The 23588-nt window shown below is 48.8% G+C and carries 18 protein-coding genes and 2 tRNA genes; 6 read left to right on the top strand and 14 right to left on the bottom strand.

Going from position 1 to position 23588, the window contains the following annotated elements:
• Positions 1-7: 7 nt before the first annotated feature.
• On the bottom strand, positions 8-2881 hold the full coding sequence (gene ileS, locus AB1611_21855) for an isoleucine--tRNA ligase (protein MEW6382217.1): 2874 nt from the start codon (positions 2879-2881) through the stop codon (positions 8-10).
• A 419-nt stretch (positions 2882-3300) separates the two neighbouring features.
• On the opposite strand from ileS, the gene AB1611_21850 reads away from it, so the two are divergent.
• Both AB1611_21850 and AB1611_21845 read left to right on the top strand, forming a co-directional pair.
• Positions 3301-5901 (top strand): hypothetical protein, encoded by a 2601-nt coding sequence (locus AB1611_21850; protein MEW6382216.1) that lies wholly within the window; start codon positions 3301-3303, stop codon positions 5899-5901.
• Between the two features lie 95 nt (positions 5902-5996).
• Positions 5997-7901, top strand: coding sequence for a hypothetical protein (locus tag AB1611_21845; protein ID MEW6382215.1), 1905 nt, complete (start codon positions 5997-5999; stop codon positions 7899-7901).
• A gap of 163 nt (positions 7902-8064) precedes the next feature.
• On the opposite strand, the gene rnc is transcribed toward AB1611_21845, so the two are convergent.
• The 12 genes from rnc to AB1611_21785 all read right to left on the bottom strand — a co-directional run bounded on the left by rnc (position 8065) and on the right by AB1611_21785 (position 18931).
• Entirely contained in the window at positions 8065-8766 is a 702-nt protein-coding gene (gene rnc / locus AB1611_21840; protein ID MEW6382214.1) for a ribonuclease III, read from the bottom strand.
• A 93-nt stretch (positions 8767-8859) separates the two neighbouring features.
• Entirely contained in the window at positions 8860-10104 is a 1245-nt protein-coding gene (gene fabF / locus AB1611_21835) for a beta-ketoacyl-ACP synthase II (GenBank protein MEW6382213.1), read from the bottom strand.
• 15 nt (positions 10105-10119) lie between these two features.
• Positions 10120-10371 carry an acyl carrier protein gene (acpP, locus tag AB1611_21830; protein ID MEW6382212.1) on the bottom strand — a complete coding sequence of 84 codons (252 nt, stop codon included), beginning with the start codon at positions 10369-10371 and terminating at the stop codon, positions 10120-10122.
• Between the two features lie 63 nt (positions 10372-10434).
• A complete protein-coding gene (gene fabG, locus AB1611_21825; GenBank protein ID MEW6382211.1) occupies positions 10435-11175 on the bottom strand; it encodes a 3-oxoacyl-[acyl-carrier-protein] reductase in 741 nt (246 codons plus the stop codon).
• 69 nt (positions 11176-11244) lie between these two features.
• On the bottom strand, positions 11245-12588 hold the full coding sequence (locus tag AB1611_21820) for a hypothetical protein (protein MEW6382210.1): 1344 nt from the start codon (positions 12586-12588) through the stop codon (positions 11245-11247).
• Positions 12589-12753: 165 nt separating this feature from the next.
• Positions 12754-13947: an FAD-binding protein gene (locus AB1611_21815; GenBank protein ID MEW6382209.1), complete on the bottom strand. Its 1194-nt coding sequence runs from the start codon at positions 13945-13947 to the stop codon at positions 12754-12756.
• Positions 13948-14125: 178 nt separating this feature from the next.
• Positions 14126-14917 carry an electron transfer flavoprotein subunit beta/FixA family protein gene (locus AB1611_21810; GenBank protein ID MEW6382208.1) on the bottom strand — a complete coding sequence of 264 codons (792 nt, stop codon included), beginning with the start codon at positions 14915-14917 and terminating at the stop codon, positions 14126-14128.
• Positions 14914-16071, bottom strand: a complete 1158-nt coding sequence (locus AB1611_21805; protein ID MEW6382207.1) for an acyl-CoA dehydrogenase family protein — start codon at positions 16069-16071, stop codon at positions 14914-14916. The genes AB1611_21810 and AB1611_21805 overlap by 4 nt, the downstream gene beginning before the upstream one ends.
• A 48-nt stretch (positions 16072-16119) precedes the next feature.
• Positions 16120-17100, bottom strand: coding sequence for a beta-ketoacyl-ACP synthase III (locus AB1611_21800; GenBank protein ID MEW6382206.1), 981 nt, complete (start codon positions 17098-17100; stop codon positions 16120-16122).
• Positions 17101-17151: 51 nt separating this feature from the next.
• On the bottom strand, positions 17152-18186 hold the full coding sequence (gene plsX, locus AB1611_21795; protein MEW6382205.1) for a phosphate acyltransferase PlsX: 1035 nt from the start codon (positions 18184-18186) through the stop codon (positions 17152-17154).
• Between the two features lie 8 nt (positions 18187-18194).
• Entirely contained in the window at positions 18195-18380 is a 186-nt protein-coding gene (gene rpmF, locus AB1611_21790; protein MEW6382204.1) for a 50S ribosomal protein L32, read from the bottom strand.
• 23 nt (positions 18381-18403) lie between these two features.
• Positions 18404-18931, bottom strand: a complete 528-nt coding sequence (locus AB1611_21785) for a DUF177 domain-containing protein (GenBank protein ID MEW6382203.1) — start codon at positions 18929-18931, stop codon at positions 18404-18406.
• Between the two features lie 155 nt (positions 18932-19086).
• On the opposite strand from AB1611_21785, the gene gltX reads away from it, so the two are divergent.
• The 4 genes from gltX to AB1611_21765 all read left to right on the top strand — a co-directional run bounded on the left by gltX (position 19087) and on the right by AB1611_21765 (position 23054).
• Positions 19087-20640, top strand: coding sequence for a glutamate--tRNA ligase (gltX, locus tag AB1611_21780; GenBank protein ID MEW6382202.1), 1554 nt, complete (start codon positions 19087-19089; stop codon positions 20638-20640).
• A 47-nt stretch (positions 20641-20687) separates the two neighbouring features.
• Positions 20688-20761 (top strand) — tRNA-Gln (locus AB1611_21775).
• 51 nt (positions 20762-20812) lie between these two features.
• Positions 20813-20887, top strand: a tRNA-Glu gene (locus AB1611_21770).
• 1030 nt (positions 20888-21917) lie between these two features.
• The gene (locus AB1611_21765) at positions 21918-23054 is read left to right on the top strand and encodes a hypothetical protein (protein ID MEW6382201.1); all 1137 of its coding nucleotides are present in this window, start codon (positions 21918-21920) and stop codon (positions 23052-23054) included.
• 30 nt (positions 23055-23084) lie between these two features.
• Here AB1611_21765 and AB1611_21760 read toward each other — a convergent pair whose 3' ends face one another.
• On the bottom strand, positions 23085-23549 hold the full coding sequence (locus AB1611_21760) for a type II secretion system protein (protein MEW6382200.1): 465 nt from the start codon (positions 23547-23549) through the stop codon (positions 23085-23087).
• Between the last annotated feature and the right edge of the window lie 39 nt (positions 23550-23588).

Raw genomic sequence — 23588 nt, 5'->3', positions numbered from 1 at the left:
AGGGATCTCACCGGCTTGACTCTCCCGGCTCAACCGCTGGCTGAGGCTCCCTGCTGGGCAACTGATCGGGGGGCATGCTTTTCAACACCGAGATACAGGTATCACACAGATCCGGGTATTCGGAAGATTCACCGACCAGGGGGCTGAACTTCCAGCACCGGGCACACTTTTCTCCTTCGGCGTGAGCGACTTTCAGATAGAGCTGATCGAACAGGCTGCTGCGCGTGTAGCCGTCACCGTCATCCGGTGCGGCTGCGGCAGCTTCAAGTGATGCGGATGAAGTAATAAAGATTGTGGGCAGAAGCTCCTCATACCCTTTCAGAAAATCGTGCAACTTGGGATCGGTCAGGATCAATTCCACGCGGGCATCCAGGGAGTGGCCGATAAGCTTGGCATTTCTGGCAGCTTCCAGTACCTTTGAGACTTCAGTTCGAACCTGCAAAAGGGTCTCCCACTTCTGGGCCAGATCATTATCCAGGTAATCCTCGCAGGGAACTGGCAGGGAGGCCAGATGAACACTCTCCGGCAGGTCTTTTGATGCGGGCAGATACTTCCATATCTCTTCTGCGGTAAAGCAGAGGACCGGGGCCATCAGTTTCACCATGCCCAGAATTATCTCATACATTGCCGTCTGTCCTGACCTCCGGCTGAGGGATGCCTTCCCCCGGGTATACATCCGGTCTTTGGATACGTCCAGGTAAAAGGAACTGAGGTCAACGGTACAAAAATTATGGAGCCCGTGGAAGAAAATATGAAATTCGTACTCCTCAAAGGCCTTGCGGACTCTGGCCGTAAGCTCCTGGAACCTGTGCAGGATCCATCGGTCCATCTCCTCAAGCTGATCAAAGGGAACCCGGTCGGTTTCCGGGATAAAATCCTCAAGGTTGCTGAGAAGGTACCGGCAGGTGTTTCGGATCCGGCGATAGGCATCCGAAAGTCTCCGGATGAGATCATCCGAGATGCGGATATCGTCTTTGTAATCCTCGGAGCAGACCCACAGGCGCAGGATATCTGCCCCGAGTTTCTCGATTACTTCCTGCGGGGCAACAACATTTCCGGCAGATTTCGACATCTTCTTTCCCTCGCCATCGACCACGAATCCATGCGTCAGGACGGATCGATAGGGAGGTACTCCCCTGGTACCCACGGCAGCCAGAAGAGAGCTCTGGAACCAGCCGCGATGCTGATCGCTTCCCTCAAGGTAGAGATCGGCCGGAACATGCAGGCCCGGTCTTTTTTCAAGGACAGCGGCATAGCTGACCCCTGATTCAAACCAGACATCCAGGATATTCATATCCTTGGTGAATTCCACACCCTGGCAGTTCGGACAGGTAAACCCATCGGGCAGAAGCTCTTGTGGCTCTTTCCGGAACCAGATATCGATGCCTTCACTGGCCACCAGATCAGCCACATGGTTAATGATCTCACTGTCCATGATGGTATACTGGCACGACGAGCAGGAGAAGGCGATAATCGGCACTCCCCATGACCTTTGCCGGGAAATGCACCAGTCCGGCCGGTCGGTGACCATTCCGGTAATCCGGTTTTCACCCCATTTGGGGATCCACCGGATGCGGCGGATCTGCTCAAGAGCTTTCGCCCGCAGGTCATTTTTCTCCATGGAAATGAACCACTGCTCCGTAGCCCGGAAAATGACCGGATTTTTACAGCGCCAGCAATGAGGATAGGAATGGACCACGGTCTCTTCGAAAATGAGGGTTCCCCGCTCATGCATGAGGCGGATAATTTCAGGGTTGGCTTTAAAAATAGATAATCCGGCAAAATATTGAACCTCGGAAGTGAATTTCCCCTCATGATTGACTGGTGCATAGGGGGAAAACCCATGACGCTGGCCAACCTCGTAGTCCTCCTGACCGTGACCGGGAGCGATATGCACACAGCCTGTCCCCTGTTCGAGCGTAACATAGGCAGCCGGTACAACCGGCGACTCCCGGTCGTAGAAGGGGTGCTGACCGACGATCCCCTCGAGCATGCTGCCGGGAAAGGTCTTGAGAATCCGATAGTCGGAAATTTTTGCCTTGTGCATGGTCTGCTCCACCAGATCTTTGGCCATGAGCCAGACCTCATCTGCGACCTGGCAGGCGGCGTATTCATAGTCGGGATTAACAGCAATGGCCAGATTGGCGGGAAGCGTCCAGGGAGTGGTTGTCCAGATCAGGACCGACCAGGCGGCCTCATCGGCCAGGCCAGGAAATTTCTCCCGGAAGCCGGACCGGACGGGGAATTTTACCCATACCGAAGGTGAAGCGTGGTCAGCATATTCCACTTCGGCTTCAGCCAGTGCCGTCTGGCAGAAAGAGCACCAATAGACGGGCTTCAGACCCCGGTAGACCCCGCCGTTATGAACGAACCGGCCAAATTCCCGGACAATGGCTGATTCATATTCAGGATTCATGGTCAGGTAGGGATGGTCCCAGTCCCCGAAAACACCGAGCCGCTGAAATTCTTTTTTCTGGATGTCAACAAACTTTTGAGCGTATTCCCGGCAGAGCTTTCTGATTTCATATTTACTGGTCTGCTGCTTTTTGGGGCCGAGCTTTTTATCAACCTCGTGCTCGATCGGCAGGCCATGACAGTCCCATCCGGGAATGTAGACAGCATGAAAACCGGCCATATTTTTAGACCGGATGATAATGTCCTTCAATATCTTGTTAAAGGCATGCCCGATATGAATATGCCCATTGGCATAGGGAGGACCGTCATGTAAAATAAATGAACCATATTCTGTCCTGCGGTTTACCGTTTTATCATAAATTGATCTTTTTTCCCAGAACTCGATCAGCTCCAACTCTTTTTGGACAAGATTTGCTTTCATGGGAAACTTGGTTTTCGGTAAATTAAGAGTAAGGCTATAATCCATACTTTCGTCTCCTTAAGAGTCAGACCATAATAAATTCTTATCAGCCTAAGTATGAGAGGATATCATTTCATACGGGTAATGTCAATCCGACTGAACGGAGAAATAGTATTGAATTTCCGATAGGTAAATCTCTATAAATTATGATGATGGTCCTCTCTCATTATGAATATCGTTTCATAATTATGCAGAGAATTTCATAGTCGTTCAGCGGATCCTGGCTGCGGTCTGAAGTTTCATCCCTCCGGGGAAAGTGTTTTTCAAGGCTCTCGAACTAAAATCTTATCGTGACCAGGGGTAGGAAGATCAGCAGTTGCCATTCAATACCGGACTATGGCATGGGTGTTGCATTTAATTTTAAGGAATAAAATCTTGCCCGCAATTGAATATGAACCGTCCACGAGGAATAGGAGCATTATTCCATGCAGTTACGAAAAAATACAGGTTTTCCATTTCAGGTACATCCTCTTTTTATCGCTTTGCCGGTGGTAATTTTCTGTCTCGCCCGGGCACATAATGGCACCACGGCAAGCGCTCCGCCTGCTGTAATCAGCGGACGGGTGATTAAATATCCTGGTTCAGGCTCGGTCCAGGGGCTTGCCGGCATACAGATTACCGCTTATAACCCTGTCGGCATTACCCCTATCGAACAGACGGTAACCGATAGCAAGGGGTATTATACCCTGAATCTGAACCTGTCGGGATGGCAGGAGATATATCTGTGCGCTCAGGATCCTGGCAATCTTTATGTCAGCGAATGTTACGAGGAACACTACTGGCTTTATTCTGAAACCGGGCAATGGGGAGATGGAAACAAAATAGGGATTGCCCCCAACCAGAAAATCACCAGGGATTTCGCTCTCTGCCAGGGAGGGAGTATTCCGGTCACCGTTGATTTGCCTCACAATCATGGGTTTGTCTTGTATCTGGATGGTACGATTAACTATAAGGCCAAAACCTCCATGGTCTTCCCGCCTGAAAATCCACCCTGGAAGGGAATTTTCAGTGATCCCAATACAACGCATTACTCCCTTGATCTGGCAGATTATATTTTAAAACCCGATGCTAAAGTGCCGCTGCCATCGGGAAATTACACTCTCAGGGTGGAAGATTATGCCCAGTTCTTTTATGACTTCGAAATCACAACTCCGTATCTGACGTATTCCATCAATCCAATATCCTGCTTTCTCCCGAAAAGCAGCACTGTGGTTATCTCCTGTGACAAGCCACGAGCGGAACCGGTACATTTTGACTCGTTTGGTCGTGCGGGCATGATTTTCGGTATCATTACCGATCCGAATACCAGGGAAGTGACCTCTCACATTTTTTACGTTCAATCAGTTCAGGAAGGTCAGAGCGGCCAATCGGACCTGGATATTGGCAGGGACCCGAACCGCCGGGATCCTGCTAACCCGCAGATTACCTATTTTACGCAAGCCGATGGCAGTGACCAGGGAATCAAGGGCATCCAGGTGGAAATCGTTCCCGTCAATAACCAGCCAATAAGCCGATCTGTCATTCCGGCCAAGGTAATGAACGTTCCTGATCCCGATGCCAACCAGCCGGTAGTTTTCCATACCGGAAAATATGGAGGTTATGCTTTTAAGTTCCTCAAGCCAGGCGGGTATAAGGTACGGGCCTTTTCAAGGATTGGGAGTGTTGATATTTTTAGTGTTTTCTACGGTCAAAATGCCACTTCCACCAAGGAAGAGATAATTTCACTGGGGGAAGGAGAATCAAAGCAGATTAACTTTACCCTGGCGGAAACTTCTATCAGCGGCAAGGTGGCTGTCCAGGGAGGCAATTTGCCCAAGATTGCCATCTTGCTGACCAAAAACCATGAGCATATCAACTCTGCCTCTATCAATCCAACCACCGGAGAGTTTTCTTTTCACCAGCTGCTTTCGGGGGAGGTGATCCTTCGCATTGCCAAGGACGGCTACAGCGTGGTGGAGCAGACTCTGACGAATTTAAAATTGGGAGAAAACAGGAATGTCGGAACTATTACCTTAACACCGTTTATCCCCGGTCAGGGAACAGGAAAAATTCATGGCCGGATTTACCTGGATGAAGACCCTCAAAAAGGATTGGCTAATATTACGGTGCGTGCCCTCGATATCAAACACCTTCGTGACGTTGGCCAGATTCCCAGCTCCGCCATTACTGACACGGCAGGGAATTTCACCATATCCAATCTCCCAAATTCGGAATTTATTGTTTATACCGTTTATGATCCGAATAAAGTTACCGGTGGATATTTCAACGAGATGTATGACAATGTCATTGCCTTTAAGCAGGCGGAAAACTGGTGCCAATGGGAAACCAACCGACTGACATCGGTCCTGCAAAATATCGATTCGTCGCATATGGATGACCCCAACATTCTTATCACTCCTGTCTCTATTACTGGCGGGGAAGACCGGGAGGTCAACATCGGGCTGTCGAACCACCAGTATCCTTTTCCGGCAGGCATGAATCTATTCGCTTATCCAGGGACACCTCTCAAGGCTTGTGATACGGCCACAGAGTTCCTGGTGCTTTTCCCCCGCGAACCGCACAGCCAGACATCGATTGGAACAGGGGGGATCGGGAGAAAAACACTCTATATTGATCCCAACAGCAATTCTTTTCAAGGCAATGACTTCGCAATCGAAACCGGTCGCGGATATATATTGTATCTGGATAAGGAAGTCTCTAACCTTCGCATTCCTCCCTTTACTATCGCTCCACCACCCACAATCAACCTCGATAGTGGCCGCAATATTATTTCCGTCCCGGATGGACCTGATAAGCACTTGTGTGCTCAGGACGTTATCATTACCTTTGGAGGGAACAAACAGGATGCCAGACTCAACAGTACCGCTCTCAGCCACTTCGACCCCCGTGAAGGGAAGTGGAGATCCACAACCTGGCTCTGGGGGAGATGTGCGGGAGACAATTTCAAGATCGAAAGAACACGAGGATATTTGGCAGACATGAAAAAGGCAATATCATGGTCGAGAGGAAAAAGAACGACACCTTAACAAAAAATAACTCATTTTACATTTTTTATATTTATTAAATGGATAAAGAAGGAAAAAACAGCAGTCTTAGACCAAAGAGGGAAGGAGTTTCGGATATGAAGATTAAATTTTTGAGAGAATCAAAGGTTCAAAAACAAATATTTGGGCTGCTCCTTGGCGTTATTGTTCTTTTGTGCTGCCATAGGGTTTTGGCCCAGACAACACAGACAATTCGCTGGCAGGATTTTGAGTACTGGGATAATCCCCAAAACTGGGGGTGGAAAACTTCCAGTTATGCCTACCCCTACTTTGGTTATGGCGTCGGATATGGCAGCATGCATACTATCCTCGATTACACCGAGGGCAGCCGCGTCATGGAAGTCTGGTCATCCAATCCTTCAGTATTCAACAGCCTGGAACGCTTCTGGGTTATGAATGAGAACATTGCCTACTCGACATCAACGGGACCTCAGCCTGTCACCGATCACCAGGCCATCTCCTTTAACATTGCCTCAAGGCTCGGCCTGGAACAATGGGACCAATTTGAATTCCAGGTAGGGCTTGTTACCGCAAGTGGCCATTATGCAGTTTTAGGTTATCGTCCCCTCGGTACTCAGGGAGAGCCCCCCGCTTTGGTAGAAGGAGGATTCCCGGCAGGAGGAAATACGGAGAAGAATCCGGCCTACATCGTGGTCAACCTCGGACGGCAATATCAAGACGGGACCTGGCACATGGTGATGCGGGATATGGATGAGGATCTTGACCTGGCGGATGATGGAACCGATAATGATTCCCAGGCATTCGGGGGAGGCCAATCCAGGGTACTCTGGATCAGAATCTATGGTAACGGATACCGTATCGATAATATCTGGTTTCATAACAACAAGAACCTCATTACCAACCATCCGCCGAAACTTCAGAAGATCGGTCCTCAATTTGCCCAGCTTTTCGCTCCTTTCAATCTCGTGATCGAAGCTAGCGATATCGATGTATCTCCCCCGCCGGTAGGAGATCCTCAGTTACATTTTACCGCTAACATCGGTGGCTGGGGTGCACAGGGAACGGCTGCTCAAAACCTTATCACCCGGGTAAAACTTGTGGATGAGATTACTCCGATTCTTTATAGAGACAAATACCTTATGCCCTGCAGCATTGATGATCCGAAGGTCTTGTCCAATGTGGTAATGCTGACCTATATTCCGCAATACCTGGAAGAGATGGTAATAACTGTCCGGGTATCCGACCGGATGGGATTAAGCGATGTAGAGGTTTTTCCAATAACTGTGGTGAATTACCCGGTAGTCAATCATCCTCCCCGATTGGAGGAACTTGAGGATGATTTCTATCTTCTCGGAAGCTCCCAGCCGTATGAGAAATATTTCGTTTGTTATGATCAGGATAATCAACCAGATCAAAACGGGAAATCCGATTCTACCGGGGTTGGAACTTTCTGGGGCAACGTCACCTATACTGCCTTTATCGATGGAATGCCTTATTATGGATATGGACCCTATCAGGAGGATCTCATTCACGATCCCACCACGCCATATATCAGCTTTCATCCTCAATTTGAGGGGGTTCACCGAATCGTAGTGATTGCCAGAGATACCCGTGGCCTCAGCAGCGTGGGTGAATATACTCTTGTTGTGGCTAATCCCGGCAGTTGGTTGAATCATCCTCCAGTCCTGGGAGAAGATATCGACAGCCCCCAGGTTGCGCTGGCAGGTCAGTTGTTTTCCATTCCGGTTGAATTCTATGATCCTGACATAGAGCCTCTCTACTACTCCTGCAATATCGGCATGGTTACAGAGCTCTCGGGCAAGGGCATACAGGATCAGCTTAATGCTGATCAAAGCCTGAGCGGCGAGGCAGCCTACGGTCTGTATAGAGGCGGTGCTGTCTTCTCGTTCCTGACTTACTTCCCTGGCCTCTACCAGGTGCAGATTACCGCTTACGATACGCATGGAGCCTGGAGCACAGCACACTTCACCCTGGATGTACAACCCTGGTGGTCGTTGTAAGAGAGCGAAAGGTTGAAATAAAAAAAGGCGCCAGCCTCTCGAGAGACTGGCGCCTTTTGAATTTCAATGAGAAGAGAAAAGAATATTAACCACGAAACACACGAAAAGCACAGAAAATACTTTCGTGTATTTCGTGTGTTTCGTGGTCTAAAATATTTACTATTTAGAAGTCCAAACCATCAATGTTCATCTTTTTTAAGGCATGGTAGGCGGCTTTCTGCTCGGCCTCTTTTTTGCTTCGGCCCTCTCCGGTTCCATAGGTAGTTTGATCGATGGTCAATTTCACTTCAAAGATTTTTTCATGATCCAGGCCATTCTGGCTTGTGACTCGATAAATCGGTGTACAGTTGAGCTTCCCCTGCACATATTCCTGGAGAATGGTCTTAAAATCCGGGATGTAATTTTTTTGAGTTGCCTCTTCGATGTAGGGTTGAAAGTTCTGGATAATAAATGCCCTCACAGCCTCCAGTCCCTGATCCAGGTAAATTCCGGCAAACACAGCCTCCAGGCAATCGGCAAGGATAGATTTTTTTAATCTTCCGCCGCTGCTTTCTTCCCCCTTCCCCAACAGGAGATAATTCCCAAGGTTACTTTTCATGGCTATAGAGGCCAGAGTATTCTCACTGACAAGGTGAGCCCGCAGCTTTGAGAGCATTCCTTCGGTATATTCGGGAAACTTTTCCATGATAAAATCGGTAATTACATAGCAGAGAATAGCATCGCCGAGAAATTCCAGCCGCTCGTTATCTTCGATAACGAGGTTTCTGTCCTTGGCTTCATTGGCATATGATTTATGGGTCAGGGCTTGATTAAGAAAGGCTGGATTTTTAAATTGAGATTGGATATTGTCTTGTAATTCTTTCAAACAATTGATTCGATCTTCATCCATAAGTAATTTTGTTGTGTTAAATAGTTCGTTTCTCTTGAATCGACTTCCTGAAAGAGCCAGAATGAGCTTTCAAGGTTCAAACTTTTTCAACACGAGAGTAGCATTAGTTCCCCCAAAACCAAACGAGTTCGAAAGAGCCACCTGCACATCACTGCGCTGAGATTTATTGGGAACATAATTCAGATCACAGGCAGGATCAGGAGTTTCATAATTGATCGTCGGCGGAATGATCCCATGAAAAATCGTCAAAGCAGTAGCGACAGCTTCAACTCCACCGGCAGCTCCCAGAAGATGTCCGGTCATGGACTTGATTGCGCTGATCAGCAGCCGGTAGGCATGAGGGCCGAATACCTTTTTTATCGCTTCGGTCTCACTCCGGTCATTGAGCTCCGTCGATGTTCCATGAGCGTTGATGTATTGAACTTCAGAAGGTTCAATGCGGGCGTCCCGCAAGGCATTTTGCATGCAGAGGACAGCACCGTTTCCCTCCGGGTCCGGAGCAGAGATATGATAGGCATCACAGGACATGCCATAGCCGATCACTTCAGCATAAATTTTTGCACCCCGATTGACAGCATGGTTCATTTCCTCCAGAAGAAGGAGACCGGCACCCTCCCCCATCACAAAGCCGTCGCGGTCTTTCTCAAAGGGACGGCTTGCTCGTGCAGGTTCATCGTTTCTGCACGAGAGTGCCCTCATGGCACAGAACCCTCCCACTCCCATTGGGGTGATGACCGATTCAGCTCCACCGGTAATCATGCCGTCGGCATCTCCACGATGGATTATCCTGAATGCATCACCAATGGCGTTCGTGCCGGTAGCACAGGCGGTAACAACCGCGGAGTTTGGTCCCTTCAGTCCATGGCGAATAGCAATCTGGCCTGAGGCCAGATTGATAATCAGCATGGGAATAAAAAAAGGAGTGATCTTTTTGGGGCCGTTGTGCTGCAAAACAAGCTCATGGTATTTTTCAATGGTTGAAAGCCCACCAATACCTGCGCCAACCAATACCCCAAAGCGCGAGGATTCATCAGTGTCAATCTTGATACCTGCATCTTCCATAACCATATCTGAGGCAGCAAGCGCATAGTGGATAAAGGGATCCATCTTCTTGATTTCTTTTTTGGGTATAAAGTCTTCAGCATTGAAATCATGCACCTCGCCAGCGATCCTCGTCGGATAATTTTGAGCATCGAAACGGGTAATCGGCCCAATTCCCGGCTCACCAGCACACAGCGCCTTCCAGAATTTATCAACTCCCGTGCCCACTGGGGTTACTGCCCCCAGACCGGTTATAACAACCCGCCTTTCCAATGTTCCTCCTGCTCCTTATTCAGAATCTTCCTTAGCATTCTCAGTAATATAATTAACGGCATCACCTACCGTAATGATCTTTTCCGCATCTTCATCGGAAATCTCGATGTCAAACTCTTCCTCCAGGGCCATAACCAGCTCAACGGTATCCAGAGAGTCTGCACCCAAATCATCGATAAAAGAAGCATCTGGTGTAACTTCTTTTTCATCCACTCCCAACTGTTCCGTAATGATCTCTTTCACTCGATCTTCAATTGAAGCTGCCATCTTTTTTACCTCCTTGAGTTAAAATTCAAATCTTTCCGTACGGAGAATTAGTAATTAAGTTAATCACATGTACATTCCGCCGTTGACATTGATAACCTGGCCGGTAATGTAACTCGCCTCATCGGAAGCCAGAAAAGCGATAACCTGCGCTACATCCTGGACAGTTCCCAATCTTTTCAGCGGAATTGCATCTTCAAGTTTCTCTCTGGCTGCCTGGGGTAAAGCTCTGGTCATATCGGTATCGATATAGCCGGGAGCTACAGCGTTTACGGTAATTCCCTTGGCGGCCAACTCCCGGGCTACCGTCTTGGTCAGGCCTATCAACCCTGCCTTTGAGGCCGAATAATTCGCCTGTCCCGGATTGCCCATAAGCCCGACCACGGAAGCCAGATTGATAATGGTTCCCTTTTTTTGCTTTAACATAACCCGGGCAACAGCCTTGGTACAATGAAAAGCCCCTTTCAAATTAACCGAGAGCACGGAATCCCACGCAGCTTCAGACATCCGGAGAATAAGAGAGTCCCTGGTGATACCGGCGTTATTGACCAGAATATCGATTCGTTGAAATTGTTCAATAACCTTGGCTACAGCATCATTCACTTCCTGCTCGTCGGTGACATTCATGGCCAGAGGAAAATACTCCCGGTCAAGGCTCTGGAATTCATCAGCGTTTTTCAGAAGCAATTCTTTATTGAGATCAACGGCAACAATTATCGCCCCCTTTCGGGCCAGGGTCAGAGCGGTCTCTTTTCCGATTCCCTGGGCTGCTCCAGTAATAAAAGCAACCTTATTGTTTAAGCTCATAATTCCTCTTCACTTTCCTGCTCTTTGGGCACTTTTGTTCGTAAAACAGTACCAAGGTGAAGGCAGATATCAGTTTGGAGCCCTGCGCTCCCGCCAATTGGCAAGGAGAGAGGCTCCTGATGATGGAACAGATTCGCTGACTGCTTCCTCAAAGGCTGGATCGAATGCGATCTTCCAGGGTCTTCTGCTGCTTCCCTGCAGATCGTTGGTCATCGACCAGGCCACAATCCCACCCCGGATATCAACTCCAGCCTGCATTAAAAGCTCACAGCCAGGAGCCAGGATCGATCCGTAGACACGGCAGTTTTCCTGAAGTCTAAATTGCGGGTTATCACCGATACTATAACCCAGGATAGTGAGATTGCCGATATGGTTTGGATCTCCGATCTGGCTGTTTTTTCCCAGTAACATATCTCCAACGCAAAAAATTTTTACCTTACCCGTCCCCTTGAGCCTGGCGTCCGGCCTCAATTCCAGCCTGGTTAAGTAATAGTTCCCTTCAGACAGATTATACTCATGGTTGACAACAACCTCGGCTCTAGCCCCTGTCCCTCGTGCGTTGCCCGCTGTGCCGCGGTATTCGATATTATTGGTTGCATCGTGATAGTACCAGTCATACTCCGGATCCCTGCCTGGCAAGAGAGGTGACTTGGTAAGCGCGGCATTTGTGGTGGTGGGCAATAAAAGCCGTAAGCCATTTCCTTCCTCTTCATGCCTGGTCTCCATTTTCCTATAATAATTATCTTCAGATCTACAATTTACACCCTGGTTGCATCCTAAAGTAAGAAATGAAATAAATTCGTCGTGAAAATAGGTCGGGATGGTATAGAATAACTCATTTCTAATTCTACCTGCACTCTGGATGGCCAGAGAGTATTTATTTTTATCAATATCCAGGCATTTGCCATAGATATCCCCGGGAATAACGGCGAAGCTGGGCTCACTCTCAACATAAACCGCCGGTAGGGTAAAAGGCAATTCCCTTCTCCCCGGGCTCAACGTTGCCTCCAGAATCCGCCTCACTATATGCCCATCTTCAGTTCTGCACGCTCCCGAAACAACGATCCGAACAGGATTGCTGTCCGGCACCTTTTCCCCTTGGTACGTTTCGTCCTCCCCAAAGGAACCTAGCCACGGTTCCTGGCTCAGGTTTTTCTGCAACGCATCCGGATCCCTGGCAATCTTCTTCAATCCAGCCTGGGCAATATAAAAAGCCCTGATCGAACAGATTTCCCTCTCAAGCTGATACACCTGATTTGCCTGAAGACTCAGATATCCTGCGGCTAAAAGGATTAAGGTAAAAGAGATAAGACATGAAGAAATGATGAGAATATAGCCTGCCTCTTCCCGCTGATTAAATTGAGGATACGGCAGATTTGCCGCTTTCCTGGAATAATAAAAGCTATCCCTCATCAAAGTCGCGATCCTTTAACTCAACAGGCTGAGCGCCTGCTGTAATACCCGCCATATAGCTATACTGACGGCAAATATAGCAGGTTGTATATTTGTTGTCAATCCCAATTCTTTTCAGGAGTCAGGAGTCAGAATAACGGCTCCTGCTCCTGACTCCTTTCCTTTCTACCGTGCCTCCTGCAACTTTTTCGTCAGGGAGGGCACAATCTCAAACAGGTTTCCGACAAGCCCGTAATCAGCTACTGAAAAGATCGGCGCCTGCGGGTCTTTGTTAATGGCTACAATGGTGCTGGAGGACTGCATCCCGACCAGATGCTGAATCGCCCCTGAGATGCCGCAGGCAATATAGAGTTTGGGGCAGACGGTCTTACCTGTCTGGCCTACCTGGTGTGAATAGGGAATCCAGCCTGCATCCACAGCAGCCCGCGATGCACCGACGGCAGCTCCCAGGGCGCGGGCCAGATCGTGCAGCAACTGAAAGTTCTGAGGTCCTCCCAGTCCTCTTCCGCCGGAAACAATGATGTCTGCATCGGTCAGGTTGACCTGTTCGGTCAGATCCCTGACCAGGGATACAACTTTTGTCTCAGGCGATATCAGGTCTTCGGGTACGGTTTCAATCCGCAGCGTCCCGTGGGGAACAGCGGAAAAGGCGGCTTTTTTCATAACCTTATGCCGCACGGTGGCCATTTGGGGCCGGTGCAGCGGGGTGGTAATCGTGGCCATGATATTGCCGCCAAACGCTGGCCGGGTTTGCAGCAGAAGGCGCTGGTCAAGGTCGATATCAAGAGCTGTGCAGTCTGCTGTCAAACCGGTTTTAAGCCGGACAGCCACTCTCGGAATAAAAGAGCGCCCGATGGCCGTTGCTCCACTCAGGACAATTTCCGGCTGATATTTTTCGATCAGGTAACTGAAGACCCTGGTGTAAGAATCATCATGAAAATCAGCAAGGTCAGGATGATCGACCAGATAGACATGATCAGCCCCGTAATGCAGCAACTGTTCAGCCTCTGACTTCATGCCGGACCCTAAGACAATCACCCCCAGATGGGTGCCCAGCTTGTCTGCCAGACGTCTTCCTTCACCCATCAGTTCATAGACCACCTCCGATATGGTCCCATGCCTCTGCTCTCCAAAAACCCAAACCCCTTCACAAGAGCGGTCTTTGGGCGATGGCCTGCTTTTTTTCTCCTCTTCGAGAACAAGAGCCTCCGCTGGACAGACATTCAGGCACGCCTGGCAGAGAATACACTGCTCATTGATCTGAAGCCGGTTATTGACAAGACTAATGGCCCCGAGGGGACAGGCCAAAACGCATTCCCCGCAGCCAGTACAACGATCCTGTTGAATGATAATACCCATGTGGTCCCTTTTTTATAAGGAGTCAGGAGACAGAAGTCAGAATAAATACGCGGGAATTGCGCGGCTGGTTAAATAAAAGCCCCCCTCACCCGGCCCTCTCCCCCAAAAAAGGGGGCGAGGGAGTGGAGAGCAACTCCTCACTCTCCTGGCTCCTGTATTCTGACTCCTGACTCCTTTCCTATATAATTTTTTGTTCCCGTAACCTTTTCAGCAGCATTTGCGTCATCACCGCGGCCTCGCCGGTAAAAACTTCCCCTTTCCCTCTGGCAGGCGGGGCGAAGATACTTTTTACCTGAGTCGGCGACCCGGACAGGCCGAAATCCGCCATTTCTCCACCCAGATCATCCGCTCCCCAGATGGGAATTTCCAGCTTTTTAGCCCGCATTTTCCCCTTGAGCGAGGGAAATCTGGGCTCATTGATTTCCTTCACCATAGTTAACAGCGCAGGCAGCCGGACATCGAGGACCTCGTAACCATCTTCCATGAGACGCTGAACCCTTATGATACCCTTCTCCTGGTCAATCTCTTCGATCTTTTTCACATATGCGACATGCGCAATCCCAAGATGCTCGGCAAGACCGGGGCCAACCTGGGCGGTATCTCCATCGATCGCCTGCTTGCCGCAGAAAATCAGGCCAAAGGGGGCAAGCTTCTGGACAGCCAGGGAAAGGGTATAGGCGGTAGCATAGGTGTCGGCACCGGCAAACCGGCGGTCGCTCAGCAATATAGCCTGATCGATGCCCATCGAGACAGCCTCACGGAGGGCTTCTTCAGCCTGTGGCGGCCCCATGGTCAATACCAGCGTTTCTGCTCCCAGTTTCTCCTTCCACCGAAGCGCTTCCTCGATGGCGTACATATCAAGCGGATTGATGATGCTGGGAACGCCGCTGCGAATCAGGGTATTGGTTTGCGGATCGATCTTCACATTTCCCGTTTCCGGCACCTGTTTGATGCAGACAATGATTTTCATTTCTTCTGGGCCTTCTCCTTGATGAGCGACAGGGCGATGACATTGCGCTGGATCTGATTTGTTCCCTCATAAATCTGGGTGATCTTGGCATCCCGCATCATTTTCTCGACTGGATAGTCCCGCATGTAGCCATATCCGCCAAGAATCTGCACTGCCTGGGTGGTTACCTGCATGGCCACATCGGAAGCGAATACCTTGGCCATGGCCGATATTTTCGATACATCCTTGGCCCCGCTGTCGATGTACCGGGCGGCAGCATAGGTTAAAGCCCGTGCCGCTTCGACCTGGGTAGCCATATCAGCCATCATATGCTGGATAGCCTGAAGAGAGGAGATCGGTTTTCCAAATTGAACTCTTTCCCGTGCATACTCAATGGCCTCATCAAGGGCTCCCTGGGCAATGCCGAGAGCCTGGGCTCCGATGCCTGGCCGGGAGGTATCCAGGGTCTTCATGGCCACTAAAAAACCCATGCCGTCTTTGGCCAGGAGATTTTCTTTCGGGATCCGGCAATCGGTAAACACCAGCTCGCGGGTGGCGGAGGATCTGATCCCCATTTTTTTCTCTTTTTTACCGAATTCAAATCCGGGTGTACCCTTTTCAACAATAAAAGCACTGGCTCCCCGGCTTCCCCTGGCTCTGTCGGTCATGGCAATGACCGTATAAACCTGCGCCTCTCCGCCGTTGGTAATCCATTGTTTGGTTCCGTTTAAAACATATTCCTCACCTTCGAGCCTGGCCGTGGTTTGAATCCCTCCGGCATCGCTTCCGGCATTGGCTTCAGTGAGTGCAAAGGCAGCCAGTTTCCTGCCGCGGGCGATTTCCGGCAGGTACTTTTCCTTCTGCTGGCCATTGCCGAATAACAGAATCGGAATAGCACCCAGAGCACTGGCTGCAAACGAGACCGCCACTCCGCCGCAGACCCGGCTCAGTTCCTCGACTGCCAGGCACAATTCAAAAACTCCGCCGCCAGTCCCGCCGTATTCTTCAGGCAGATAAACACCGAAAAGATCCGCTTCAGCCAGACTCTGCATAACCGGCCAGGGGAATTCCTCCTTTTCATCCAGCTCAGCCCGGATCGGCAAAACTTTCTCCCGGGCGATCTGGCGGGCCAGGTCCCGAATCATGACTTGCTCTTCAGTCAGAAAATAATCCATATTCCTCACCTCTCTTCATTTCTTCATTTCATTGGATATCCAGCAATTTCACCATCTTATCACACTCGAAGCCCAGGTCAACCCACCGCCGAAAGCAGCCATACAGATGAGATCTCCCCGGTGAATCTTTCCAGCCCTGTTCAGCTCATCCAGGGTAATGGGAATACTGGCCGCAGAGGTGTTACCGTACCTGGCTATAGTCAACGGCATCTTGGACTCCGGGATGGACAGCCGCTCTCCCACGGATTGAATAATCCGGGCATTGGCCTGATGAAAAATGAAAAGATCGACCTCAGCGCAGGTGATCCCCTGATGGGTAACTGCGGCCTGGATAGAGTCAGTCAGGGCTTTAACGGCCACCTTGAAAGTTTCATTTCCCTTCATGGTGATGTAATGCAGCCGGTTTTCCAGGGTTTCGCGGGAAGCCGGCCGCAATGATCCCCCGGCTGGTACCTGAAGCAGCTCACTCAGGGTCCCGTCCGAGTATAAATGGGTGGAAAGTATGCCCCGCTCCTCATCCGTAGCCTTCAGAACCGCAGCCCCGGCTCCGTCTCCAAACAGGATGCAGGTGTTGCGGTCCGTCCAATCGGTTATTTTGGAAAGAGTGTCGGCACCGATGACCAGGATGTTCGCATACCGGCCGTTCCTGATGAATTGATCAGCAATACTGAGTGCGTATATGAATCCCGAACAGGCGGCAGAGACATCGAAAGCCGCTGCCCTGACCGCGCCGATTTTCCTTTGCGTCATGCATCCAGCCGAAGGAAAGGCCATATCGGGCGTTACCGTGGCCGTAATGATCAAATCCACATCCCCGGCCTCAAGCCCTGCATCCTCTAACGCGGATTGGGCTGCCTGGGCTGCCAGGTCCGAAGTAGGTTCTCCGTCCCGGGCAATTCGACGCTCTGAAATACCGGTCCGGGTGCGAATCCACTCATCGCTCGTCTCGACAATCTTTTCCAGAGCAAAGTTGGTAACTACTTCTTCGGGAACATAAGAACCTGTTCCTGCAATATAGGCAGATTTCATCTCTTTTCACTTTGTACCGTGCTGCATATCATGGATTTAATCGGGGATGGTCTAATTCTCTTGGGCAACTTTCCCGTGGTTCTCGAATTCCTTGGAAGGGGGGAAGGCCAGAGAATTCTGGATGTGACAGTTTACATTCTGCTGGATGAATCCTATTGCCACTTTAATGGCATTTTTGATCGCCTTTGCACCGGACCTGCCATGACAAATGATACAGACGCCATTGATCCCCAGAAGAGGAGCCCCTCCGTATTCGTCGTAATCCACCTTTTTTTTGAAACCCTTAAAGCAGGGTCTCATCAGAAAATAACCGATTTTCCAGATAAACTTCTTCGGAATTTCCTGCTTGAAATAGGAGGAGATCATCTCCGCCACACTCTCACTGATCTTCAAGGCCACATTGCCCGTAAATCCATCACAGACAACCACATCCACGTTTCCGGAATATAAGTCCTTTCCCTCTACATTACCGATAAAATTGAGTCCGCCATCTTTGAGTGTCTTGAAAGATTCCTTGGTGAGCTCATTCCCCTTGGATTCTTCCTCTCCGATATTCAATAACCCGACTCTCGGATTCATGATTCCAAGAATATCTTTGGAGTAGGTATACCCCATAATAGCGAATTGAAGCAGATGGCGGGGCTTGCAATCGACATTGGCTCCTACGTCCAATAACAGGGCAATATTCTTGGCCGTTGGCAGAATAGTCGCTATAGCCGGACGCTCTACTCCTTTCAGGGAACCTAACAGGATTTTAGCTGTAGCCATAGCAGCACCGGTATTTCCCGCGCTGACTACTGCATCGGCCTCACCGGTCCTTACCAGTTCGGTAGCTATCCGGATGGAAGAGTCCCTTTTTTTCCGGATGGCCATAGTCGGAGGCTCATTCATTTCAACCACTTCTGAAGCATGCCTGATACCGATATCCAGACCCTGCACATCGAAGCTCGCCAATTCGTGCTCAATCGTGCTTTGGTCTCCGACCAGCGACAACTGGACTCCAAACTCCCGGGCAGCCTGGATCGCTCCCTCCACAATTACCCTGGGGCCCCGATCTCCTCCCATCACATCAACGGCGATTCTCACTACTGTTCCTATATCTTCTCTTTTACTTCAATGATCTTTTGCCCGTTGTAATGCCCACAGTTAAGACATACGGCATGGGGAAGTTTCGCCTCCTGACATTGTGGACAGGTCGTGTATGTTGGTGGAGACAGCTTGTAATGAGTACGTCTCTTATCCCGCCTCGCTTTCGAGATTTTCCTTTTTGGCAGGGCCATATTGTATTCCTCCTTGTTTTTTCCTAGAGTGTTTTCTTCTTAGCCAGATACTGCAGTTTTTGCCACCGAGGGTCAACAGTCTCGGTAACGCACTGACATCGTGCCTGATTCAAATTCTGGCCGCACTGCGGACACAATCCCTGGCATGCTGGCTCGCAAACAGGTATCATGGGGATCGATAAGAGAATCTGATCTCTTACGATTTCCGTCAAATCAATTATGTCATCCTGGTAAAACTCTATATCCAGGTCCTCTTTGGCCAGTTCGATTTCCTCATCCAGTGTTCTGGGCGAAAAGGGCTGAAAAATCGTCTGAAAATTTTCAGCTACCGGATAGAGAAAATGATTCAGGCACCGGCTGCATTCCAATTCCAGTTGAGTATTGATAGTTCCCCGGATGAGAATCTCTTTCCGGATTTTCTCAATCTTTACGTTGACCTGGATATCTTTCCTGAGAACAGCTTCGTCAGGAGAAATATCAAAATGAGCAACGGGAACAGTAAAAACCAGGTTGGTTCTTTCGCCGACGATATCTTTAATGTTGATCTTCATCCTGAACCTTCCCCTTGAGCATTGAGAAAATGGGATTTTATTTTAAGGAGAAATTCTCCTCTTTGTCAAGCTAATTCTTGGCAGCCACATCAATAGGATAATACAAAAGTGAAGATCGGTCAACAGATTATCCTGAATATCATGAAAAATTATGCTTGACTGACCGGAAAGAGCAGTCCTATAATAAAGCCATGAATCAGCACACTCATCCGCCCGATGTATCGTCGAGGCCAGATAAAATCTGTGTCCGCTTCGCACCCAGCCCTACGGGATTTCTGCACGTAGGAGGGGCCAGAACAGCTCTGTACAACTGGCTCTTTGCCAGACGGAACCAGGGTATTTTCCTCCTGCGGATTGAAGATACGGATGTTGAAAGAAGCGAGGAACGATTCTGGAAGCAGATACTCGAAGACATGCAATGGCTAGGACTGGACTGGGACCAGGGGCCTTTTTTTCAGCACGGCAGAAAGGATATTTATGCCCGCTCCGCGAAAGATCTGGTCCAAAACCAGAAGGCATACTATTGCTTCTGCTCACCCCAGGAACTGGAACGGCAGCGGGAGGAAGCCAGCCGGAACAATATTCCCTTTCGCTATAATGGCCGGTGTCTGAAGATTCCGGCCCCGGAAGCCCTTGAGCGAATCAGCGCGGGCAATCCGGCAGCCATCCGCTTCCGGGTGCCGGAAGGCGGAAGAACCGAATTCCATGACCTGATCCGCAGGAAAGTTTCCTTCGATAACCGGGAGCTCGATGATTTCATCATCCTTCGATCCAATGGAGAGCCAACCTACAACCTGGCCGTAGTGGTCGATGATGCACTGATGAAAATCACCCACGTCATCCGGGGAGACGACCATATTTCCAACACTCCAAAGCAGATCCTGCTCTACCAGGCACTGGGTATCCCCTGCCCGCAGTTTGCACATATCCCCATGATCATGGGGCCGGATAATACCCGGCTGAGCAAGCGGCATGGGGCTGTGGCCGTCGGTCAGTACCGGGAGGCAGGCTATCTGCCCGAAGCCCTGGTGAATTATCTGGCTTTGCTCGGATGGTCCTACGACAGCCAGCAGACGCTGTTTTCAATCCCGGAGCTGATAGAGAAGTTCGACTTGAAAAAAGTCAGCAAAAAAGCCGCCATCTTCGACCCCATCAAGCTGGACTGGATGAATGGAAAATACATCCGGCAACTCGATGAGCCCCGGTATATTTCTCTCTCGCTGGCATATCTGCACAAGGCCGGCCTGGTGGATGAGGCGGCTACGCGGAAGCCGTCTGCTGAGGTTGTCCGAATTCTCGGAAGTGTCAGGGACAAGTTCAAAAAGTTCTCCGAGCTCCCTGACCTGGTCGATTTTTTCTTCGTCGATCCAATCACCCTGACCGAAGGTGCCCGAAGCCAGATTCTGGCCAGAGAGGATAATCTTTCCCTGCTTCAGGAGATTTCCGGGCGGCTGCCGGGTATCGGGGTGTTCGACGAGGCCGCAATAGAAAGCCTTTTCCAGGATATTATCAGGGAGAAGGGAATGAAACTTGCCGATCTTGCCCAGCCTGTCCGGGCTGCCATTACCGGGAAAACCGCCAGCCCAGGACTTTTCCTGACCATGTCGCTGCTGGGAAAAGAGCGGGTATTGAAGCGCCTGGCCGATGCCGTGCGCCAGCTTGCAGGAGTGAAAGCTTCCATATCAGATGGGGAACATCTGGCGTGTTGACAAAGGTCTTTACAGATAACAAAAAGTATGCTATTTTATATACATGCTGCAGGATCGGCTAATGGTAGGCCAGATGACTCTGGATCATCCAGTCCAGGTTCGAATCCTGGTCCTGCAGCCAATTCTTATAGAATAGAAAAGTCAGACCTTGATCAGAAATTGAAAGCCATGCGGCGCTATCGTCTAGTGGTTAGGACGGGTGATTCTCAGTCATCAAACCGGGGTTCGACTCCCCGTAGCGCTGCCAACTATCTCCTTGAAAATCCACCATAAAAATACTCGCTCATATGTTGTCTTACCAAATATGAGCGAAAATACTTATCCTACGCAAATAAATACAATATCTTGTCTTTTTAATGCGTGCTTCAGTTTTAATGCGTGCTTCAGATGGAGGGTAGAGGCAGCTACTTTGGAGTGCTCAGCGCACAAGACCGCTTTGCTGGCATAGTGCACAAACCTTGCATAGTATAACGCCCGGCAAAGCAGTATCGTGCCATCCCAATCCCAAATGGCCTGCCGCCGCAGTTGATAAAGGATGACTGTATGCTGAAGAATCCCTGCCCTTCAAGGAGCGCAAAAAGCCGCGCCCGCTGAAAAATGATAAATCTTTTATGTTTGCCGCTCATATGGATTTTTATAATATTTATGAAAATAGATGTTGAAATTTGTTGTATTATATTATATAATATTTCGGTATTAGTAAGCGCTCATATTAGATCTCAGCATGAAATTTTTGCTAATTTGATCTAATTTTTGCCTATTGATGTTATTGATCATGATATTAAGGTTTCAAGCGGTTATCCATCCTCATGCAGTAAAGATCAAAGTAGCCTCCATCGCAGGTTTGCTCTAAAAAGAGCCACATTCGCTGTAAATTCAATCCATAAGCGCATCTACTCAGAGATTGGTGAGACCAGGCTGAAGGCTGTTAGTCGATAGGGACCATATGCTCCTATGATCAATCAATTCAGGATAAATAAAGATCTTACTCCTTGATACAATCACAATTTTGTACTTAAATATCCTATTTTGATTGAATCTGTGATTCATTTTCCAATTATGTACACGGTATATTTTACTTGGAAAATATATTCTTTATCGGCAAAAGTTTTACTCAGTAACCTATTTACCGAAACCTCATACTTTTGATTTCAAAGAGCTATATAATTTTAATCATATTGTTTTAATTTGTCAAACAAATTGATTTCTATTTAAAACTAGTGGATTCTATTAAATAAGTTAATGAAAACAATATGTATTAAGATAAGGGGGCAGTAATGAAAAGGATATTCAAAGGTCAAAGGCAATGGCGGCAACTTTCTGGAATTATAGTTAACAAAGGGCTGTGGTTTTTTTCAGGCTCCAGGATGTTCGTTGGGTTACTTATCGGAGGATTGTTAGTAACCGGGTTTTCCCTGAAAGCATCTGCTACTGAATATTACGGATCTGGATATGGCCAATTGGCTGTTTTCAGCTCAAGAGTCAGCCCAAACAACCCAAACCCGGTATTTCGTGGTGGATTGGACTGCGCCAGCTATGGCGATCTTATCTATGTTCGTCATGCCATCGATAAGATCGATGAGTATAAGATTTCCGTGAATACCGATGATCCCTCTTCCAGAACACTGACTCATCAACGTACCATTACCCTGAGTGGTAATAATGAAGCAGTCAACCCTATCGGCGATGCTGAGATTTATGTGGATGCACGAGGCATATTCATTACAGGAGGGGGGGATCCAGCGTTCATAGGGACGGGCTTAGAGTTCGGAGGTGATGTTTTACACTTTAACTCTCAAGGCATATACATCGATAATGCAGTCAACAATAGTGACCCTACGATCGGCCTTATTGCGCTGTTAACCTATGATCCTCAAAACGACATCTGGTATGGCGCAGATAAACAAAGACGGGTGTATTCGTATTCGTCCACGGGAACAGGATGGAACCTGGAATTTGAATGGAGCATAATAGGTGCTGGTGCTCAAGGGGATGGAATGGAGTTTGTCAGGGATCCTGATGATGGAACCGGTTTTCTCTATGTACATGATTCAGCTTCAGACTATATCAGCCAATGGGCACAAGGTGATAATCCAGAAACCATCACCACTGAAGGACCAGAACAATGGACTGAATGGAGGCGCTTTGGGTATGTTGGATCAGATGATAGTAATGTCGAAGGGATGGGATTTGGCGCTTTTGGCCACTTTTGGGCAACCGCTTCAACTTCAGGAAGTGATACTTATAATCCAAATGAATGCTGTCTTCTTGAATTAGGTGGCTATGAAATAGACAATTATACTACCTCGACCCCACCACCAACTCCCGGGCCTGTTCCTGAGACGTCAACGATTTCTTTACTTGGATTGGGGCTGGCAAGTCTGGTGATTACAAGGAAAAAGCTTTTCCAGTGAGAAGGTGGAATTTCCATATCCAGACACTCACTAATACTTACCTCCTGCTAAATTCACTATTCCTGAGCCGGTATTCGTATACTGAAATATTCCAAACTGTTTGTCTCCATCCAGGTCTCCTACTGCATAAATTGTGTAAACGTTAGTATTGAAATCATTCACCAAAACTTGATAGCTATAGTAGACCTTGCCAGTTGGTTTAAAGCCTATGGAATTAAAACCACCATTATTCTGCCAGTCTACCTTAGTAGTATTTACCTGGGAGAGAGCCCTTGGACTGGCATTACAGACCCTATATTCCATATTCTCCGCTTTGTAGGATTCCTCACAGGTTCGAATTGATCCGATGTTAATTTTAGCTTCCGATGTTTTTGCTTTTAATTTAAAAGTAGAATACAGGGGAATGGCGTAGGATGCCAGTATGCTGATGATAGCTATAGTGATTAATAACTCTACAAGGGTGAATCCTCTTTCATTTGTCAGGTTCTCAGCCATAATGTATCCTAATTTCTCTGCCAGACACTTTTAGAGGAA

The sequence above is a fragment of the bacterium genome (assembly GCA_040755755.1).
In the GTDB taxonomy this organism is placed as follows: Bacteria; SZUA-182; SZUA-182; order DTGQ01; family DTGQ01; genus DTGQ01.
The sequence above is the reverse complement of the archived record's forward strand: the minus strand, read 5'-3'. Positions and strand labels throughout refer to the sequence as shown.

Excerpts from the sequence above, each read along its gene's own strand:
- AB1611_21810 (MEW6382208.1), bottom strand. The coding sequence starts at position 14,917 with ATGAAAATCATTGTCTGCATCAAACAGGTGCCGGAAACGGGAAATGTG.
- AB1611_21845 (MEW6382215.1), top strand. The coding sequence starts at position 5,997 with ATGAAGATTAAATTTTTGAGAGAATCAAAGGTTCAAAAACAAATATTT.
- AB1611_21765 (MEW6382201.1), top strand. The coding sequence starts at position 21,918 with ATGAAAAGGATATTCAAAGGTCAAAGGCAATGGCGGCAACTTTCTGGA.
- AB1611_21800 (MEW6382206.1), bottom strand. The coding sequence starts at position 17,100 with ATGAAATCTGCCTATATTGCAGGAACAGGTTCTTATGTTCCCGAAGAA.
- rpmF (MEW6382204.1), bottom strand. The coding sequence starts at position 18,380 with ATGGCCCTGCCAAAAAGGAAAATCTCGAAAGCGAGGCGGGATAAGAGA.
- acpP (MEW6382212.1), bottom strand. The coding sequence starts at position 10,371 with ATGGCAGCTTCAATTGAAGATCGAGTGAAAGAGATCATTACGGAACAG.
- AB1611_21815 (MEW6382209.1), bottom strand. The coding sequence starts at position 13,947 with ATGGGTATTATCATTCAACAGGATCGTTGTACTGGCTGCGGGGAATGC.
- AB1611_21850 (MEW6382216.1), top strand. The coding sequence starts at position 3,301 with ATGCAGTTACGAAAAAATACAGGTTTTCCATTTCAGGTACATCCTCTT.
- ileS (MEW6382217.1), bottom strand. The coding sequence starts at position 2,881 with ATGGATTATAGCCTTACTCTTAATTTACCGAAAACCAAGTTTCCCATG.
- AB1611_21760 (MEW6382200.1), bottom strand. The coding sequence starts at position 23,549 with ATGGCTGAGAACCTGACAAATGAAAGAGGATTCACCCTTGTAGAGTTA.
- AB1611_21805 (MEW6382207.1), bottom strand. The coding sequence starts at position 16,071 with ATGGATTATTTTCTGACTGAAGAGCAAGTCATGATTCGGGACCTGGCC.
- fabG (MEW6382211.1), bottom strand. The coding sequence starts at position 11,175 with ATGAGCTTAAACAATAAGGTTGCTTTTATTACTGGAGCAGCCCAGGGA.
- AB1611_21820 (MEW6382210.1), bottom strand. The coding sequence starts at position 12,588 with ATGAGGGATAGCTTTTATTATTCCAGGAAAGCGGCAAATCTGCCGTAT.
- AB1611_21785 (MEW6382203.1), bottom strand. The coding sequence starts at position 18,931 with ATGAAGATCAACATTAAAGATATCGTCGGCGAAAGAACCAACCTGGTT.